Annotated in this window: 13 protein-coding genes; 8 read left to right on the top strand and 5 right to left on the bottom strand. The window is 69.1% G+C overall.

Annotated elements, in window-relative coordinates:
• Positions 1 to 54 precede the first annotated feature (54 nt).
• Genes QF027_RS10365 through mtnK form a run of 4 tightly spaced genes read left to right on the top strand, consistent with a single transcriptional unit; the run spans position 55 to position 4,909 of the window.
• Positions 55 to 1,152, top strand: coding sequence for a substrate-binding domain-containing protein (locus QF027_RS10365; protein WP_306983908.1), 1,098 nt, complete (start codon positions 55 to 57; stop codon positions 1,150 to 1,152).
• Complete coding sequence (locus tag QF027_RS10360) at positions 1,139 to 2,659, top strand: sugar ABC transporter ATP-binding protein (protein ID WP_307074068.1); 1,521 nt, start codon at positions 1,139 to 1,141, stop codon at positions 2,657 to 2,659. The genes QF027_RS10365 and QF027_RS10360 overlap by 14 nt, the downstream gene beginning before the upstream one ends.
• Positions 2,660 to 2,684: 25 nt before the next feature.
• Positions 2,685 to 3,731: an ABC transporter permease gene (locus tag QF027_RS10355; protein WP_306983911.1), complete on the top strand. Its 1,047-nt coding sequence runs from the start codon at positions 2,685 to 2,687 to the stop codon at positions 3,729 to 3,731.
• Between the two features lie 8 nt (positions 3,732 to 3,739).
• Positions 3,740 to 4,909, top strand: a complete 1,170-nt coding sequence (gene mtnK / locus QF027_RS10350; protein ID WP_306983914.1) for an S-methyl-5-thioribose kinase — start codon at positions 3,740 to 3,742, stop codon at positions 4,907 to 4,909.
• A gap of 80 nt (positions 4,910 to 4,989) precedes the next feature.
• On the opposite strand, the gene QF027_RS10345 is transcribed toward mtnK, so the two are convergent.
• The 4 genes from QF027_RS10345 to QF027_RS10330 form a co-directional block, all read right to left on the bottom strand.
• A complete protein-coding gene (locus QF027_RS10345; RefSeq protein WP_306983916.1) occupies positions 4,990 to 6,606 on the bottom strand; it encodes a glycerol-3-phosphate dehydrogenase/oxidase in 1,617 nt (538 codons plus the stop codon).
• 56 nt (positions 6,607 to 6,662) lie between these two features.
• Positions 6,663 to 8,201, bottom strand: a complete 1,539-nt coding sequence (gene glpK, locus QF027_RS10340; protein ID WP_306983918.1) for a glycerol kinase GlpK — start codon at positions 8,199 to 8,201, stop codon at positions 6,663 to 6,665.
• An 83-nt stretch (positions 8,202 to 8,284) separates the two neighbouring features.
• Positions 8,285 to 9,085 carry an MIP/aquaporin family protein gene (locus tag QF027_RS10335; RefSeq protein ID WP_307074066.1) on the bottom strand — a complete coding sequence of 267 codons (801 nt, stop codon included), beginning with the start codon at positions 9,083 to 9,085 and terminating at the stop codon, positions 8,285 to 8,287.
• Positions 9,086 to 9,461: 376 nt separating this feature from the next.
• Positions 9,462 to 10,235, bottom strand: a complete 774-nt coding sequence (locus QF027_RS10330; protein ID WP_306983920.1) for an IclR family transcriptional regulator — start codon at positions 10,233 to 10,235, stop codon at positions 9,462 to 9,464.
• A 284-nt stretch (positions 10,236 to 10,519) separates the two neighbouring features.
• On the opposite strand from QF027_RS10330, the gene metH reads away from it, so the two are divergent.
• From metH to QF027_RS10310, 4 genes are all read left to right on the top strand, one after another.
• Positions 10,520 to 14,041, top strand: coding sequence for a methionine synthase (gene metH, locus QF027_RS10325; protein ID WP_307074064.1), 3,522 nt, complete (start codon positions 10,520 to 10,522; stop codon positions 14,039 to 14,041).
• Between the two features lie 118 nt (positions 14,042 to 14,159).
• Positions 14,160 to 14,858 (top strand): HAD family hydrolase, encoded by a 699-nt coding sequence (locus QF027_RS10320; RefSeq protein ID WP_306983925.1) that lies wholly within the window; start codon positions 14,160 to 14,162, stop codon positions 14,856 to 14,858.
• A 434-nt stretch (positions 14,859 to 15,292) separates the two neighbouring features.
• On the top strand, positions 15,293 to 16,897 hold the full coding sequence (locus QF027_RS10315) for an ABC transporter substrate-binding protein (RefSeq protein WP_307074062.1): 1,605 nt from the start codon (positions 15,293 to 15,295) through the stop codon (positions 16,895 to 16,897).
• Positions 16,898 to 16,978: 81 nt separating this feature from the next.
• A complete protein-coding gene (locus QF027_RS10310; RefSeq protein ID WP_307074060.1) occupies positions 16,979 to 18,559 on the top strand; it encodes an ABC transporter substrate-binding protein in 1,581 nt (526 codons plus the stop codon).
• Between the two features lie 94 nt (positions 18,560 to 18,653).
• On the opposite strand, the gene QF027_RS10305 is transcribed toward QF027_RS10310, so the two are convergent.
• Positions 18,654 to 19,325 carry a response regulator gene (locus tag QF027_RS10305; protein ID WP_020141342.1) on the bottom strand — a complete coding sequence of 224 codons (672 nt, stop codon included), beginning with the start codon at positions 19,323 to 19,325 and terminating at the stop codon, positions 18,654 to 18,656.
• Position 19,326: the final 1 nt, after the last annotated feature.

Here is a 19,326-nt window from a genome sequence, read left to right as displayed (position 1 = left end):
GCTCCGGGACCCGCACTCCCTCTGTCTTCCCCACCCCTGTACCTGGAGCCCCTCATGTCCCGTGCCCGCCTCCCGCTTGCCGCGCTCTCGCTGGCCTCCGTCTCCGCCCTCGTGCTCTCCGGCTGCTCGCAGTCCACGGACGCGTCGTCGAACACCGGCGACACCGCCGCTTCGGCCTCGGCCGCCACCGGCAAGAAGCCCGCCCCCTTCAGCGCGGGCGCGGTCAAGGTGGCTCTGGTCCGGCAGAGCGGCGCCGGCGACTACTTCGAGCAGTGGGGCAACGGCGCCAAGGCCCAGGCCAAGGCCCTCGGTATCGACCTGACCGTGTACGACGCCCAGGCGGACAACGCCAAGCAGGCCACCGACCTGTCCTCGGCGATCAACTCCGGCGCCAAGGCGATCATCATCGACCACGGTTTCCCGGCGACGATCCAGCCGGAGATCGACAAGGCCGTGAAGAAGGGCATCAAGGTCGTCGTCTACGACGTCGAGACCCCCACCAAGGGCGTGGTGAGCACCGAGCAGGACGACGCGAGCATGGCCCAGGCCGTCCTCGACGTGATGGCGAAGGACCTCGGCAAGAACGCCAAGGTCGGGTACGTCAACGTCGCCGGCTACGCGGCCCTGGACAAGCGGAACACCGTCTGGGCGAAGGAACTCGCCGCGCAGGGCTGGAAGCAGCAGTTCAAGGTCGGCAAGGTCACCGACTCCACGGCCACCGACAACGTTCCCCTGGTGTCCGCCGCGCTCACCCAGCACTCGGACGTGACCGGCGTCTTCGCCCCGTACGACGAACTCGCCAAGGGCACGGTCCTCGCCGTCCAGAACAAGAAGCTCCAGGACAAGGTGAAGGTCTTCGGCGCGGACGTCTCCAACGCCGACATCCAGCAGATGACCGCCGCCGACAGCCCGTGGGTCGCCACGGCGGGTACCGACCCGTCCGCGGTCGGCGCCGCCGTCGTCCGTACGGCCGCCCTGGAGCTGGCCGGTCAACTGGGCAAGACCTCGGTGGAGTTCCCGGCCGTCGCCATCACCCAGGACTTCCTGCGCGAGAAGAAGATCGAGAACATGGACCAGCTGCGTCAGGCGCTGCCCGCGCTGAACCTGTCGCAGGTCTCGACCGCCGACTGGATCTCGAATGTCGCCCACTGAGACGCCTGCGGTCGGTCTCACCGACGTCAGCATGTCCTTCGGCGGCAAGACCGTGCTCGCCTCCGTCACCCTCGACATCGCCCCGGGCAGTGTGGTCGCGCTGCTCGGCGCGAACGGCGCCGGCAAGTCCACGCTGATCAAGATCCTGTCGGGCGTGCACACCGGCCACGGCGGACAGGTGCGGGTCGCGGGGGAGACCGCCGCTCTCCATTCCCCGCTCGCCGCCCGCCAGTTGGGCATCCAGACCGTGCACCAGCGCATCGGCGAGGGCATCGTGCCGGGCCTCTCGGTCGCCGAGAACCTGGTCTTCGAGGAGCTGGCGCAAAAGCGCGGAAACCCGTTCCTGAACGGGCGCCGGGTCCTGGCGCGCGCCCGCGAGATCCAGGCAGGTCTCGATCTCGGCTGGAGCGACTCGGTGCTGCGCCGCGAAGTGAGCGAACTCGGCATCTCCGACCGCCAGTTGCTGATCCTCGCCCGCGCCCTCGCGACCCGCCCCCGGCTGCTGATCCTCGACGAGCCGACCTCCGCCCTGTCCGCCGCCGAGGCCCAACGCCTCTTCGCACTCGTCGAGAAGATGCGGGACGACGGCATAGCGGTCCTCTACGTCTCCCACCGCCTCGGCGAGATCGACGCGCTCGCCGACCGCCTGGTCGTCCTGCGGGACGGCCGTCTCACCGAGGACCAGACCAAGCCCTTCGACTGGGACAGCGCCCTGCGCGCGATGCTGGCCCAAGCGCAGGAGGTGACGACGGCACGGCCGGTGCGGGAAGGGGCTTTCGGTGACGTCGCCCTGTCCCTGCGCGGAGTCCGTCTCCTCGCGGGCCGGACACCTCTCGACCTCGACCTCCGTGCGGGTGAAGTCACCGGTGTGGTGGGCCTGTTGGGTGCCGGCAAGACCGAGCTGGCCCGCGGCCTGTTCGGCGCCGAGCCCTTCGCGACCGGTTCCGCCGAACTGGACGGCAAGCCGTACGAGCCGAAAAGGCCCTCCGACGCGATCCGCGCGGGCATCCACCTGGTCCCCGAGGACCGGCACGCCGACGCGCTCGTCCCCGGCTGGTCGCTGTCCCAGAACATCTCGCTGCCGTTCCTGAAGTCCCTGTCCCGGGCCGGTCTCGTCCAGCGGTCGAGGGAGGACGCCCTCGGCCGCGAGACCATCGAGGCACTCGGCGTCGTCGCCCGCGACGAGCACAGCACCGTGGAGGAACTCTCCGGCGGCAACCAGCAGAAGGTCGTCGTGGGCCGCTGGCTCGCCCGGACACCCCGTGTCCTGATCCTGGACGAGCCGTTCCGAGGCGTGGACATCGGTGCCCGCCGGGACATCGGCCGCCGGGCCAGGTCTCTCGCCGCCGAGGGCGCCGCCGTACTCGTGCTGTCCGCCGACGTCGACGAGGTCCTCGAGATCGCCGACCGGGTCGTCGTGCTCGCCGCGGGAGAGATCCACCTCGACGCGTACGGCGAGGACGCGGAACGCGACCGCGTCATCCAGACCATCTCCGCGTCCGTGTGACCCCGGCTCCCTGAGGAACTACGCCATGACCACCACCCAGAGCACCGAGGTCCCCACGAAACCGGCGACCGCGCCGGCGACCTCGACCGCCGTACGCGTCCAGAACGCCGTCATCAAGTACGGCTTCATCTTCGTCACGGTCGCGCTGTTCCTGTACTTCGCCCTGAGCGAGGGCTCCTTCCGCGAGTCGGCGACCCTCCTCGACACCCTCCGCTACGTCTCCGTCGCCGCGATCCTCGGCCTCGGCGTCACCCTCACCATGGCCGTCGGCGGAATGGACATGTCCGTCGGCGCGGTCGCCGGTCTCGGCGTCTCGGTCGCCGCCCAGACGATGGTCGTCTTCAACCAGGTCGGCGCGGTCGCCATCATCGCGGTGCTGGCGGCGGGCGCCCTCGCCGGCCTCCTCAACGCCCTGCTGATCGTCGTACTGAAGATCCCCGACATGCTCGCCACCCTCGGCACCATGTTCGTGATCCAGGGCAGCAAGCTCATCCTGGTCGACGGGCAGTCCATCACCCCCGGCATGACCCTGGACGACGGCACCACGGCACCGGGCCGCTTCACCGCCGGCTTCCTGAAGATCGACCGCGGCACGGTCCTGGGCATCCCCATCTCGGTCCTCGTCTTCGGCGGCCTGACGGTCGCCGCCTGGGTCTTCCTCGCCCGCACCCGCTGGGGCCGTGTGCTGTACGCCATCGGCGCCAACCCCGAGGCCTCCCGCCTGGCCGGCATCCGCGTCGGCGCGTACCGGGCCCTGGCCTACGTCCTCTCCGGCGTCCTCGCCTCGATCGGCGGCCTGATCCTGGCCTCCCGCATCGGCCAGGGCGACGTCTCCGCCGGGACCTCCCAGCTGCTCGAGGCGGTGGCCGTGGCGCTGGTCGGCACCTCCGTCCTGGGCCGGGGCCGCCCGAACGTCTGGGGCACGGCCCTCGGCGCGGTGCTCATCGGCATCATCACCACCGGCCTGACCATCAAGGGCCTGCCGTACTACACCCAGGACGTCGTCGAGGGCGCGGTCCTCATCCTCGCCCTGGTGTTCAGCTTCACCCTGTCCAAGCGCCGTACGTCCTAAGGAGACACATGGGCTACCGCATCCTGGAGACCGACGACATCCCGGCGTACCTGAGCGAGCGGGGCCACTGGGAGGACCTGGGCGACATCGCCGTACGGGAGGTCTCCGACGGCAACATGAACCGGGTCTTCCTCGCCTCCTCGGCCGACGGCACCCGCAGCCTCGCCGTGAAGCAGGCCCTGCCCTGGGTGCGGGTGGCGGGCCCCTCCTGGCCGATGAACCCCGACCGCGCCGACGCAGAGGCCCGCGCCTACGAGCAGATCGCGAAGGTCGCCCCCGACAAGATCCCAGCGGTCCACGGCTACGACCCCGAGAACTACGCGCTCGTCATGGAGGACATGTCGGACCTGGAGGTCCTGCGCACCCTCCTGAACGAGGGAGCGTCGTACGGCCCCCACACCTCGGCCCGCATCGGTGAACTGGTCGCCCGGCTCTCCTTCGCCACGAGCGACTTCGGCATGCCGTCGGCGGAGCGCAAGGCGCTGATCGCGGCCTCGGTGAGCCCGGAGCTCTGCAAGATCACGGAAGACGTGGTGTTGTCGGAGCCGTACCTCGAGCACGAACACAACCACTGGCACGAGGGCGTGGCCGACCTGGCCGTGTCCTTCCGGGCGGACGCGGAGCTCCGTACGGAGGTGGCCGAGCTCAGGCACCTGTTCATGACCGGAGCCCAGGCCCTCCTCCACGGTGACCTGCACACCGGCAGCGTCATGGTCGGCACCCGTGACGGCGCCCCCGTGGTGCGGGTCTTCGACCCCGAGTTCTCCTTCGTGGGGCCCATCGGCTTCGACCTGGGCCTGTACTGGGCCAACGCCCTGGTCTCGGAGGAACGGGCCCGCGCGCTGGGCGGCTTGACGGACCACGCCGACCAGCTCCGGCTGTCCTGGGAGGCGTTCGAGACGGAGTTCCGCCGCCTGTGGCCGGCCCGGGTGGACACGTTCTTCGACGACGCCTACCTGGACCGCTTCCTGAGGAAGGTCTGGACGGAGTCCCTCGGCTACGCGGGCACGGAAATCATCCGCAGGATCATCGGCTTCGCCCACCTGACGGACCTGACGACACTGGAGGACCCGGTCCAGGCGTCACGCAGGGCACTGCTCATCGGCCGCGAACTGATCGTGAACCGCCGGGAGTTGACCCACGTGGAATCCGTGCGGTCGGTGGTACGGGCCAGGTAGGCGGGGCCGCATCCACTTGCGGCTTCGAAAAAGGGCAAGTGCGGCCCCTCGACGAGGAGCCGCACTTCCCGTGCCACCGCTCACTTCTTGTCGAGCAGATCCTGAACCTTCGCCCGGACGTCGTCCGTGGCCAGCCCCCGAATCGTCAACGTGGTCCTGCGCCGCAGCACATCATCCGCGGTCTCGGCCCATTCGTTGTCCCGCGCGTAGACGACCTGCGCCCAGATCTCCGGGGCGTCCGGATGCACCCGCTGACCCAGTTCAGGGCTCTCGTTGGCCAGTCGGGCGATGTCGAAGGCCAACGAGCCGTAATGCGTGGCCAGATGCTTCGCCGTGTCGGCAGCCATGCGCGGACCCGGTGCCGGGTTGTCCACCAGCAGGCGGTGTGCGATCGCGCGCGGATTGGCGACACCGGGCAGCGGAAGCTTCTTCGGCAGGGACGCGATGGGCTCGAAGTCGTCGCCCAGCGGAGCGCCCGGCAGCGCCTCCAGCTTCCGCATGACCGTACGGCCGATGTGCCGGAAGGTCGTCCACTTGCCGCCCGCGACGGACAGCATGCCGCCACGGCCCTCCGTGACCACGGTCTCCCGCTTGGCCTTGGCCGTGCTGCCGGGGCCGCCCGGCAGCACGCGCAGACCCGCGAAGGAGTACGTGATCAGGTCTCGGGACAGCTGCTGGTCGCGGACGGAGAACGCGGCCTCGTCGAGTATCTGCGCCGTGTCCTTCTCGGTGACCGCGACATCGGCCGGGTCGCCCTCGAACTCCTCGTCGGTCGTACCGAGCAGGAGCATGTCCTCCCACGGGAGGGCGAAGGTGATGCGGTACTTGTCGATCGGGGTGGCCAGCGCGGCCTTCCACGGAGACGTCCGCTTCAGGACCAGGTGCGCGCCCTTGGACAGACGGATGGAGGGAGCCGCGTTCGGGTCCTCCATCTTGCGCAGGTGGTCGACCCACGGCCCGGTCGCGTTCAGTACGAGCCGCGCGTTCACGCCGAACTCGTCACCGGACTGCCGGTCGCGCAGATCCGCACCCGTCACCCGGCCCTTGGTGAACCTGAGGCCGGTCACCTCGGCGTGGTTGAGCACGACCGCGCCCGCCTCGACGGCCGCGCGGACCGTCATCAGCGCCATGCGCGCGTCGTTCATCTGGTCGTCGCCGTACACGGCCACGGCCTTGAGGTTCTCGGTGCGCAGCTCGGGCACGTCCTGCGCCGCCTTGGCGGGGGACAGGAGGTGACCGACGCCGTCACCGAACGCGGAGAGCGCGGAGTAGGCGAAGACGCCCGCCCCGAGCTTCGCGGCGCCGTGCGGCCCGCCCTTGTACACGGGGAGGTAGAAGGTGAGCGGGTTCGCCAGGTGGGGAGCCACCTGGCGGGAGACCGCACGGCGCTCGAAGTGGTTCTCCGCCACCAGCTTCACCGCGCCGGTCTGCAGATACCGCAGACCGCCGTGGAGCAGCTTGGAGGAGGCGGAGGAGGTGGCGCCGGCGAAGTCGCCGGCGTCGACCAGTGCCACCCTGAGGCCGGACTGCGCGGCGTGCCAGGCGGTGGAGATGCCCAGGATGCCGCCGCCGATCACGAGGAGGTCGTACGACGCCTTGGAGAGCTGCTCCCGGGTCTCGGCGCGGCTCGGGTGGGAGCCGGAGGCCGGGCGCGTACCGAGGGCAGGCACGGACTGCAGGGTGGGCTGACTGGTCATGTGGGGTTCTTACTCCTCATCAGAACTTCGAGATGAGCGTTTTGTGAGCTCTCTCGTCAGTTCTCGTCCTCGAGCCAGCCCATGGTCCGCTCGACGGCCTTGAGCCAGCTCTTGTACTCACGGTCGCGCTTCTCCGCGGCCATGTTGGGGGTCCACTCGGCGGCCCGGCGCCAGTTGGCGCGCAGGTCGTCGGTGCTGGTCCAGAAACCGACGGCGAGACCGGCGGCGTAGGCGGCACCGAGGCAGGTGGTCTCGGCGACCATCGGACGCACCACGGGGGCGTCCAGGAAGTCCGAGAGCGTCTGCATCAGCAGGTTGTTGGAGGTCATGCCGCCGTCGACCTTGAGGGCCGCGAGCTCGACACCGGAGTCCTTGGTCATGGCATCGCTGATCTCACGGGTCTGCCAGGCGGTGGCCTCCAGGACGGCGCGGGCGATGTGCGCCTTGGTGACGTACCGGGTGAGGCCGGCGATCACACCGCGGGCGTCCGGGCGCCAGTACGGGGCGAAGAGCCCGGAGAACGCCGGCACGAAGTACGCGCCGCCGTTGTCCTCGACCGAGAGCGCGAGCGTCTCGATCTCGGCGGCGGTGGAGATCAGGCCCATCTGGTCGCGCATCCACTGCACCAGCGAACCGGTGACGGCGATCGAGCCCTCCAGGGCGTAGACCGGTGCCTGGTCGCCGATGCGGTAGCCGACGGTCGTCAGCAGTCCCGAGTACGAGTTGATGATCTTGTCACCGGTGTTCATCAGCATGAACGTGCCGGTGCCGTACGTCGACTTGGCCTCGCCCTCGGCGAAACAGGTCTGGCCGAACAGGGCCGCCTGCTGGTCACCGAGCGCCGAGGCGACCGGGATGCCGCCGAGCAGGTCGCCCAGCTTGCCGCCCGTGACCTCGCCGTAGACCTCGGCGGAGGAGCGGATCTCGGGGAGCATCGACAGCGGCACGCCGATGGACTCGGCGATCTTCTCGTCCCACTCCAGCGTGTGGAGGTTCATCAGCATGGTGCGGGAGGCGTTGGTGACGTCGGTGTAGTGCTTGCCGCCGTTGACACCACCGGTCAGGTTCCAGATGACCCAGCTGTCCATGGTGCCGAAGAGGATGTCGCCGCGCTCGGCACGCTCGCGCAGCCCCTCGACGTTGTCGAGCAGCCAGCGGGCCTTCGGGCCGGCGAAGTACGAGGCGAGGGGAAGACCGGTCTCGCGGCGGAAGCGGTCCTGGCCGACGTTGCGGCCGAGCTCCTTGCACAGCGCGTCGGTGCGGGTGTCCTGCCAGACGATGGCGTTGTGGACGGGCTCACCGGTGTTCTTGTCCCAGAGGAGAGTGGTCTCGCGCTGGTTGGTGATGCCGATGGCCTTGATGTCGTCGCGGGTGATGCCTGCCTTCTGGATGGCTCCGGCGACGACTTCCTCGACGTTGGTCCAGATCTCGGTGGCGTTGTGCTCGACCCAGCCCGGCTTCGGGAAGATCTGCTCGTGCTCCTTCTGGTCGACCGAGACGATACGGCCGTCCCTGTCGAAGACGATGCAGCGGCTGGAGGTGGTGCCCTGGTCGATGGCGGCGATGAAGGGGCCGGCGGTGTGGGCGTCGGTCACTGTGTGCTCCTGGGGTTCCGTGAGTAAGGGGACGGGCTACGACTGATCTACTACGGCTTTGCTCTGTGGCTGCGTCAGATGTTCTAAGCGAAAGCGATGTTGTAGATGCCTGCAGCGATCGCGCCGCCGATCAGCGGACCGACGACCGGGACCCAGGCGTAGCTCCAGTCGGAGCCGCCCTTGTTGGGCAGGGGCAGGAGGGCGTGCACGACACGCGGACCGAGGTCACGGGCCGGGTTGATCGCGTACCCGGTCGGGCCGCCGAGGGACAGACCGATGGAGACGACGACGAGCGCGGTGATCAGGGCGCCCAGGGTGCCCAGGCCCTTGCCGTCGCCGTTGAGACCCTGTGTGAGTACGGCGAGCACCAGCACGATCGTGCCGATGACCTCGGTGGCGACGTTCTGCCAGGCGACCCGGACCTCGGGGCCGGTGGAGAAGATGCCCAGCACCGGGCCGGCGCCCTTCTCCTGCGCTTCGACGGCCTTGGCGGTCGTGGCCTGCGCGCCGGGAGCGCCGACGATCTCCTTGTCGGTCAGGTGCGCGTGGAACTGGCCGTAGTAGGCGATCCAGACCAGCGCCGCGCCGATCATGGCGCCGAGCAGCTGACCGCCCCAGTAGATCGGGACGTCACTCCAGGGAACGCCGTCCTTCTTGAGCGCGAGCGCGAGCGTGACGGCCGGGTTGAGGTGGGCGCCGGAGAGGGGCGCCGAGGTGTACACGGCCGTCAGAACGGCGAAACCCCACCCGAAGGTGATGGCGAGCCAGCCGGCGTTGCGGGCCTTGGAGGCCTTCAGCGTGACGGCGGCGCACACGCCGCCACCGAGCAGGATGAGTATGGCGGTACCGATGGTCTCGCCGATGAAGATGTCGGAGCTGGACACCCGCGACTCCTTTGTCCTTCGTCCAGGGGACCGAACCCCGGGTCCCTCCGGAGGTTCGAGCTGCCCTCGGGGGTGAGAGCGATGCCGGGCCCTTGGCGTTGTCACACTCTAGCGCGTATTGCCGGTAAGTGTTCGACAATGCCGACCGATGGACGGGAGTCTTGCTCCGGCGTCACGCGCACGTCAAGGGTTCTGTTATCGAAAGCACGATCGTTATTGATCGCTGCGGGGGTGCCGATCCTGCGGGGTGACTGCGCAGCGCGCGGCGCCGGACACGCTGTGTGCCGACCGGCCGGTATGCCCGTCGTGTCAGAGTACGGCGAGGACCGGAACGCCGCCCGACGCCCGGCCTGCGCCCCCTGGCTTCAGGTACTTCTCAGAACCGCCCGGCGCCCAGATCCCGCGAGACCGCGCGGGCGCAGTCCCGCACGGCCGCGATCAGCTCCGGGCGCAGCGCGCCCTCTTCGTCGGACCGGCACAGCCGCTCCACCGCGCCCGTGATGCCGACCGCGCCGACCGGCATGCGGCGCCGGTCGTGGATGGGCGCGGCGATGGACGCGACACCCTCCCAGGTCTCCTCCACGTCCGCCGCGTACCCACGCGCGCGCGTGACGTCGAGGATCTGCTCGAACTCCTCCAGCTCGCACACGGTCCGGTCGGTGAACGCCTTGCGGTCGCTCTCCAGCGCCTCGCTGTGCGCGACCGGGTCGTACGCCGAGAGCACCTTGCCCAGCGCCGTGCAGTGCAGGGGCTGCATGGCCCCGATCTCCAGCACCTGTCGGCTGTCGTCGGGCCGGAAGACGTGGTGCACGATGAGCACACCGTGCTGGTGCAGCACGCCCAGATGGACGCTCTCGCCGCTGGAGCGGGCCAGGTCGTCCGTCCAGACGAGCGCCCGCGCGCGCAACTCGTGCACGTCAAGATAGGTCGTGCCCAGACGCAGCAGTTCGGCGCCCAGCTGATACCGCCCGGAGGCCTCGTCCTGCTCCACGAAGCCCTCCTGCTGGAGGGTCCGCAGGATGCCGTGCGCGGTGCCCTTGGCGAGGCCCAGGGACGAGGCGATGTCCGACAGGCCGAGTCTCCGCTCGCCGCCCGCGAGGAGCCGCAGCATCGCGGCCGCCCGTTCGAGCGACTGGATGTTCCGTGCCATCGCCGTCCTGCCTCCGTCCGCTTCGACACCCGAGTGTTACGGCGTCGCTGCCGCTGTTCGGCAATGTCGAACACTACCGGTCGATGCCGACCTCCCGCCAATGGTCGGTCGGCAACTGTTGCGTCACTGGTATCCCGTTGGTGAGATGGCCGCCATCCTCGTCCGTCCCGTGGACGTGCCGAACATCCCGCCGGGGACCCGGCTACCCTGGCGTGGTGCGCCCGGCGTGGGACGACTCGCGGGCGCCTGAAGCCGACAGCCGTCGCAACTGAGGGAGCCCCTTCATGGCCTCGTCGCCACTGACCCCTTCCGCCGACAGCCGGACCCGTGTGTCCGCGCTCCGTGAGGCACTCGCCACCAGAGTGGTGGTCGCCGACGGAGCGATGGGCACCATGCTGCAGGCGCAGGACCCCACGCTCGAGGACTTCGAGAATCTCGAAGGCTGCAACGAGATCCTCAACGTGACCCGCCCCGACATCGTCCGCTCCGTCCACGACGCGTACTTCGCGGTGGGCGTCGACTGCGTCGAGACCAACACCTTCGGGGCCAATCACACGGCCGCGTCGGAGTACGACATCGCCGACCGCGTGCATGAGCTGTCCGAGGCCGGTGCCCGGATCGCCCGCGAGGCGGCCGACGAGTACACCGCCCGCGACGGCCGCCCGCGCTGGGTCCTGGGTTCGGTCGGGCCCGGCACCAAGCTGCCCACCCTCGGCCACATCGACTACGCCACGATCCGCGACGGCTACCAGGCCAACGTCGAGGGACTGCTCGCCGGCGGCGCCGACGCCCTGATCGTCGAGACCACGCAGGACCTGCTCCAGACGAAGGCCTCCGTGCTGGGCGCCCGTCGCGCGCTGGAGGCGACCGGCGCCGATGTGCCCCTGGTGGTCTCGATGGCGTTCGAGACCACCGGCACGATGCTGCTCGGCTCCGAGATCGGCGCCGCGCTGACCGCGCTGGAGCCGCTCGGCATCGACATGATCGGCCTGAACTGCTCGACCGGCCCGGCCGAGATGAGCGAGCACCTGCGGTACCTCGCCCGGCACTCCCGCATCCCGCTGCTGTGCATGCCGAACGCGGGTCTGCCGATCCTCACGAAGGACGGCGCGCACTTCCCGCTCGATCCCGAAGGCCTGGCCGACGCCCAGGAGAACTTCGTCCGCGACTACGGCCTGTCCCTGATCGGCGGCTGCTGCGGCACCACCCCCGAGCACCTGCGCCAGGTCGTCGAGCGCGTCCGCGACCTCACGCCCTCCGAGCGCACCCCACAGCCCGAGCCCGGCGCCGCATCCCTCTACCAGACGGTCCCCTTCCGCCAGGACACGGCGTACATGGCGATCGGTGAGCGCACGAACGCCAACGGGTCGAAGAAGTTCCGTGAGGCGATGCTGGAGGGCCGCTGGGACGACTGTGTGGAGATGGCCCGCGAGCAGATCCGCGAGGGCGCCCACATGCTCGACCTGTGCGTGGACTACGTCGGCCGCGACGGCGTGGCGGACATGAAGGAGCTGGCCGGCCGTTTCGCCACCGCGTCCACGCTGCCGATCGTGCTGGACTCGACCGAGGTCCCCGTCATCCGGGCCGGTCTGGAGAAGCTCGGTGGCCGCGCGGTCATCAACTCCGTCAACTACGAGGACGGCGACGGCCCCGAGTCCCGCTTCGCGAAGGTCACCAAGCTCGCCCAGGAGCACGGCGCCGCGCTGATCGCCCTCACCATCGACGAGGAGGGCCAGGCCCGCACCCCCGAGCACAAGGTCGCCATCGCCGAACGGCTCATCGACGACCTGACCGGCAACTGGGGCATCCACGAGTCGGACATCCTCATCGACACCCTGACCTTCACCATCTGCACCGGTCAGGAGGAGTCCCGCAAGGACGGCCTCGCCACCATCGAGGCGATCCGCGAACTCAAGCGCCGCCACCCGGACGTCCAGACCACGCTGGGTCTGTCGAACATCTCCTTCGGCCTCAACCCGGCCGCCCGCGTCCTGCTCAACTCGGTCTTCCTCGACGAGTGCGTCAAGGCGGGCCTGGACTCGGCGATCGTCCACGCGTCGAAGATCCTGCCCATCGCCCGCTTCAGCGAGGAAGAGGTCCAGACGGCCCTCGACCTCATCTACGACCGTCGCGCGGAGGGCTACGACCCCCTCCAGAAGCTGATGGCCCTGTTCGAGGGCGCCACCACCAAGTCCCTGAAGGCGGGCCGCGCCGAGGAACTGGCCGCTCTGCCCCTGGACGAGCGCCTCAAGCGCCGCATCATCGACGGCGAGAAGAACGGCCTGGAGGCCGACCTCGACGAGGCCCTCCAGTCCCGCCCCGCCCTCGACATCGTCAACGACACCCTCCTGGACGGCATGAAGGTCGTCGGCGAGCTCTTCGGCTCCGGCCAGATGCAGCTGCCGTTCGTCCTCCAGTCCGCCGAGGTGATGAAGACCGCGGTGGCCTACCTGGAACCGCACATGGAGAAGGTCGAGGGCGACGAGGCCGGCAAGGGCACCATCGTGCTCGCCACCGTCCGCGGCGACGTCCACGACATCGGCAAGAACCTCGTCGACATCATCCTGTCGAACAACGGCTACAACGTGATCAACCTCGGCATCAAGCAGCCGGTCTCCGCGATCCTGGAGGCCGCCGCCGAGCACCGCGCCGACGTCATCGGCATGTCCGGCCTCCTGGTCAAGTCCACGGTGATCATGAAGGAGAACCTGGAGGAGCTCAACCAGCGCGGCATGGCGGCGGATTTCCCGGTCATCCTGGGTGGAGCCGCACTGACGAGGGCGTACGTCGAACAGGACCTGCACGAGATCTACCAGGGCGAGGTCCGCTACGCCCGCGACGCGTTCGAGGGCCTGCGCCTCATGGACGCCCTCATCGGCGTCAAGCGGGGTGTGCCCGGCGCCAAGCTGCCCGAGCTCAAGCAGCGCCGGGTGCGCGCCAGTGCCGTGACCGTCGAGGAGGAGCGGCCCGAAGAGGGCCATGTCCGCTCCGACGTGGCCACCGACAACCCGGTGCCCACCCCGCCGTTCTGGGACACCCGGGTCATCAAGGGCATCCAGCTCAAGGAGTACGCCTCCTGGCTCGACGAGGGCGCGCTGTTCAAGGGCCAGTGGGGGCTCAAGCAGGCCCGCACCGGCGAGGGACCGACGTACGAGGAGCTCGTCGAGACCGACGGGCGGCCCCGGCTGCGCGGTCTGCTGGACCGGCTGCAGACCGAGAACCTGCTGGAAGCCGCCGTCGTCTACGGCTACTTCCCGTGCGTGTCCAAGGACGACGACCTGATCATCCTGGACCAGGAGGGCAACGAGCGCACCCGCTTCACCTTCCCGCGTCAGCGCCGAGGCCGCCGGCTCTGCCTCGCCGACTTCTTCCGCCCGGAGGAGTCGGGGGAGACCGACGTGGTCGGCCTCCAGGTCGTCACCGTCGGCTCCAGGATCGGCGAGCAGACCGCCAAGCTCTTCGAGGCCAACGCCTACCGCGACTACCTCGAACTGCACGGCCTGTCCGTCCAGTTGGCCGAGGCGCTCGCCGAGTACTGGCACGCGCGCGTGCGTTCCGAGCTCGGCTTCGCGGGCGAGGACCCCAATGACGTCGAGGACATGTTCGCCCTGAAGTACCGGGGCGCCCGCTTCTCCCTCGGCTACGGCGCCTGCCCCAACCTGGAGGACCGCGCCAAGATCGCCGACCTGCTCCAGCCGGAGCGCATCGGCGTCCACCTCAGCGAGGAGTTCCAGCTCCACCCCGAGCAGTCCACCGACGCGATCGTCATCCACCACCCGGAGGCGAAGTACTTCAACGCCCGATGAGCCGCCGCATCCCGGCTCGCCGAGCATACTGATCGGATAAGTCGTACACTGGTCGGTCCACCGCAGGCCGGTTCCCTTCATGGGAGCCGGCCTGCTCGTCCCCCAAGGAGGTACGTGGATGACCAGCACGGTCCCCGCGCCATTGACCCGTACGGCGGACGGCTCCGCCCTCCAGGCCGTACTCCTCGACATGGACGGCACCCTGGTGGACACCGAGGGCTTCTGGTGGGACGTCGAAGTCGAGATCTTCGCGCGCCTCGGTCACACCCTCGACGACTCCTGGCGCCATGTCGTGGTCGGCGGCCCCATGACCCGCAGCGCGGGCTTCCTGATCGAGGCCACCGGCGCCGACATCACGCTCGCCGAGCTCACCGTCCTGCTCAACCAGGGCTTCGAGGACCGTATCGGCCACGCCCTGCCGCTGATGCCCGGGGCCACCCGGCTGCTGGCCGAGCTGTCCGCGCACCGGATCCCCACCGCGCTGGTCTCCGCCTCGCACCGGCGCATCATCGACCGCGTCCTCGCCTCCCTGGGCCCCGAGCACTTCGCCCTCACGGTCGCCGGAGACGAGGTGCCGCGCACCAAGCCGCACCCGGACCCCTACCTGTTCGCCGCCGCCGGACTCGGCGCCGATCCGGCCAGATGCGCGGTGGTCGAGGACACCGCCACCGGTGTCGCCGCGGCCGAGGCCGCCGGCTGCCAGGTCGTGGTCGTGCCCTCGGTCGCCCCCGTCCCGCAGGCCCCCGGACGCACTGTCGTCGGCTCCCTCGAAGAGGTCGACCTGGCATTTCTGCGCGGCCTGATCACCCTTCGATGACGGAAATGCCTCGGGTGTTCACCCAGCGTGCAGAGCGGATAACGCGGTAATTCCCCAGGTCCCTGTCGCAGGAATTCGAAGAGCGCCGGATGGCCGAATTCCGGTCCGGCGCACTCCCGTTACGGGTGTGAGGTTCCCCACTCGACGGGGCCTCGACAGGTGGCCGATGCTGTGCCGGACGCCCCGCTTGGAGGGGTGCGGACGCGCCCATGTGTCCCGATTGATGAAACCCTGCACCAATCCTTCCCCTGACGGTTTTTCGGTGCGTCCACACCCGGTTCCGCTGTGTGATGGGAGCCCAACTCCGGTGGCTGCGAACCCTCCTGCAGGTGCGGACTAATCTCCTGGTGAGAACATCGCCCTAACCCCGTGATCCGCCGCACCACCCCTGCATGCCGGGTACACGGACTGAACAGCTGTGGAGAAACTCGAGCATGAACCGCAAGACTTTGGTGCTGCCGGCCGTCATCGGTCTGCTTGCGCCGGTGCTCGCCGCCTGCGGCGGCTCCGACAGCGGAAGCGGCGGAGGCGACGCGATCGCTGTGGGCACCACGGACCGGTTCACCGCCACGAAGGACGCTCCCGCGCCCCTCGACCCCGCCTACGCCTACGACGTCGGCACCTGGAACGTCCTGCGCCAGACCGTGCAGACCCTGATGATCCAGCCCAAGGGCGACGGCGACCCCGTGCCCGAGGCGGCCCAGTCCTGCGGCTTCAGCGACAGCGGCAACGAACGCTACGTCTGCACCCTGCGCGACGGCCTGAAGTTCGCGAACGGTGAGGCCATCACCGCGGCGGACGTGAAGTACTCCATCGACCGCGCCCGCGCCCTCAAGGCGGACTCCGGCGTCTTCGCCCTGCTGTCCACCATCGACACGGTGGAGACCAAGGGCGACCGCGAGGTCATCTTCCACCTCAAGACCGCCGACGCCACCTTCCCGTACAAGCTGTCGACCCCGGTCGCCGGCATCGTCAACCCCGACGACTACGCGAAGAACAAGCTCCGCGACGGCTTCGACGTCGACGGCTCCGGCCCCTACACCATGAAGGCCGACGTCAAGAACGACGAGCTCATGGCCGCGGTGTTCACCAAGAACCCCAACTACAAGGGGTCGTTGACGGTGAACAACGACAAGGTCGAACTGCGCTCCTACTCGGACGCCGACGACATGGGCACCGCCCTCGAGAAGGGCGACATCGACCTCATCACCCGCACCATGTCGCCGCAGCAGATCAAGAAGCTCTCGAACGAGTCCGGCGGTGACGTCGACCTCGTCGAAATGGCCGGCCTGGAGATCCGCTACCTCGCCTTCAACACCGACGCCCCGGCCGTGAAGTCCCGTGCCGTGCGCCAGGCGATGGCTCAGCTCATCAACCGCAGCGAACTCGTCTCCAAGGTCTACGGCACCCAGGCCCAACCGCTCTTCTCGCTGGTCCCGGCCACCATCACCGGCCACTCCAACGCGTTCTTCAACAAGTACGGCGACCCGAGCGTCACCAAGGCCAAGTCCCTGCTGACCCAGGCCGACATCACCACCCCGGTGAAGCTGACCCTCCATTACACGACCGACCACTACGGCTCGGGCACCAAGGAGGAGTTCGAGGATCTGCAGAAGCAGCTCAACGACAGCGGTCTCTTCGACGTCAGCATCCAGGGCGCGCCCTGGGCCACCTTCCGCCCGGCCGAGCAGAAGGGCAAGTACGACGTCTACGGCATGGGCTGGTTCCCGGACTTCCCCGACGCCGACAACTACCTCGCCCCGTTCCTCGACAAGGACAACTTCCTCGGATCGCCGTACGACAACAGCGAGATCCGCAACACCCTGATCCCGGACTCCCGCCGCGAGGCCGACCGCATCGCCGCGTCCGGAAGCCTGACCCAGATCCAGGACATCGTCGCCAACGACGTTCCCGTGCTGCCGCTGTGGCAGGGCAACCAGTACGTCGCCGCGCGCGACGACGTCACGGGCACCGCCTACGCGCTCAACTCCTCGTCGACGCTGCAGCTGTGGGAACTCGGCCGAGGCGTGAGCGGCTGACCGGCCGCGACGCCTCCAGCCCCCGGGCCTCGGCGGACGGGCCCGGGGGTTCCTCAAGAATCGACGACAAGGCACTCGCACGTGAACAAGCGCATCCAGTGGCAGGTCCTGCCCATCGTGGCGGGGCTTGGCGCCGGTCTGCTGACCGGCTGCGGCACGGAGTCGGGGGACTCCGGTTCCGGCGGCTCCTCCGTGGTCATGGGGATGTCCGACGACGTCCTCGCCACCGACCCGGCCTCCGGCTACGACCCCGGTTCCTGGCTGTTGTTCAACAACGTCTTCCAGTCGCTGCTCAGCTTCCCCAAGGGCGGCACGGAGCCTGAGCCGGACGCCGCCCAGAGCTGCGAGTTCACGGACACCAGGACCCAGGTGTACGCGTGCACGCTCAAGGACGGCCTCAAGTTCAGCAACGGCGACTCGCTGACCTCCGAAGACGTCAAGTTCTCCTTCGACCGCACGTTGAAGATCAACGACGATGCCGGTCCCGCGATCATGTTCCCGATGCTCGACAAGGTCGAGACACCGGACGAGAAGACCGTCGTCTTCAAGCTCAACACCCCGGACGCCACCTTCCCGAGCAAGATCGCCTCCGGCGCCGGCTCGATCGTCGACCACACGCAGTACGACGCCGACGGCCTCCGCAAGGACGGCAAGGCGGTCGGCTCCGGTCCCTACCAGCTCGACTCGTTCGACGACGACCAGGCCGTGTTCTCCGTCAACGAGAACTACAAGGGCACCGCCGATCCCCAGAACTCCGGCGTCACGCTGAAGTTCTTCCACGGCGACCAGAGCGCCCTGAAGACCGCCCTGACCGACAAGAAGGTCGACATCGCCTACCGCGGCCTGACCGCGGGGGACATCACCGACATCGAGAACGCCTCGCCCGACTCCGGCGTCGAGGTCGTCGAGGGCACCAGCGCCGAGGTCCAGCACCTCGTCTTCAACATGGACGACCCCGTCGCGGGCCGGCTCGGCGTCCGCAAGGCGATCGCCTACCTGATCGACCGCGAAGCCCTCATCCACGACGTCTACCAGGGCACCGCCACCCCGCTCTACTCGATCATCCCGGCCGGTGTCGCGGGCCACAACACGGCCTTCTTCGACACCTACGGCGCCCAGCCCTCCAAGTCCAAGGCAGCCGCCGCCCTCGCCGCCGACAACATCACCGGCAAGGTGAAGCTGACCCTGTGGTCGACACCGTCCCGCTACGGCCCGGCCACCGGCCAGGAACTCAAGACGATCGCCCAGCAGCTCAACGCCAGCGGCCTGTTCGACGCCGACGTGAAGTCCGTGGCCTTCGACCAGTACGAGAAGGACATCGCCGCCGGAAAGTACGGCGTCTACGTCAAGGGCTGGGTGCCCGACTACCCGGACGCCGACAACTTCACGGCCCCCTTCTTCGGCAAGGGCAACGTGCTGGACAACAACTACAGCAACAACGAGATCACCGGCTCGCTCATCCCGCAGACCGCCGCCCAGCCGGACCGCTCCGCGACGGACGACCCCTTCGCCACGCTCCAGGACATCGTCGCCGAGGACGTCCCCGTCCTGCCGGTCTGGCAGGCCAAGCAGTACGCCGTCGTCCGTGACGACGTCTACGGCTTGGAGTACTGCCTCGACGCCTCCACGGTCTTCCGCTTCTGGGAGCTCAGCAAGGGCTGATCCGACGGCGAGGACTGATCCTCCGACGGCCGCAGACACGAAGAGGGCGCCCCCCGTCAGACGGGGGACGCCCTCTTCGCTCGTACCGCTCCCGCTACTGCGCGCCGGGACGCACCAGCCCGCTCTCGTACGCGTACACCGCGGCCTGCACCCGGTCCCTGAGCCCCAGCTTGGTCAGGACGTGACCGACATGCGTCTTCACGGTGGTCTCACTGACGAACAGGTCCGCGGCGATCTCCGCGTTGGACAGCCCGCGCGCCACCAGCTTCAGCACCTCGACCTCGCGGTCGGTGAGCGTGTGCAGCGTGTCCGGCACCGGCTCGTCGCCGGACGGCAGATGCGTGGCGTACTTGTCGAGCAGCCGACGCGTGATGCTCGGCGCGAGCATCGCCTCACCCGCGGCCACCACCCGGATCGCCTGCACGAGCTCGTTGGCCGGGGCGTCCTTGAGCAGGAAGCCGCTGGCTCCCGCCCGCAGCGCCTCCACCACGTACTCGTCGAGGTCGAAGGTGGTCAGCACGAGCACCTTGGCCGGGCCGTCCCGCCCGGGCCCGGTGATCTGCCGCGTCGCCTCGACACCGTCCATCCGAGGCATACGGATGTCCATGAGGACCACGTCGGGCTGGAGCGCCCGTACCTGGTCGAGAGCCTGAAGGCCGTCTCCGGCCTCGCCCACGACCGCGATGTCCTGCTCGGCCTCCAGGATCATCCGGAAGCCGGTACGCAGCAGCGGCTGGTCGTCGACCAGTAGGACGCGGATGGCCACG

This window comes from Streptomyces canus (assembly GCF_030816965.1).
Taxonomy (GTDB): Bacteria; Actinomycetota; Actinomycetes; order Streptomycetales; family Streptomycetaceae; genus Streptomyces; species Streptomyces canus_E.
This window is presented reverse-complemented; position numbering and strand designations above follow the sequence as displayed.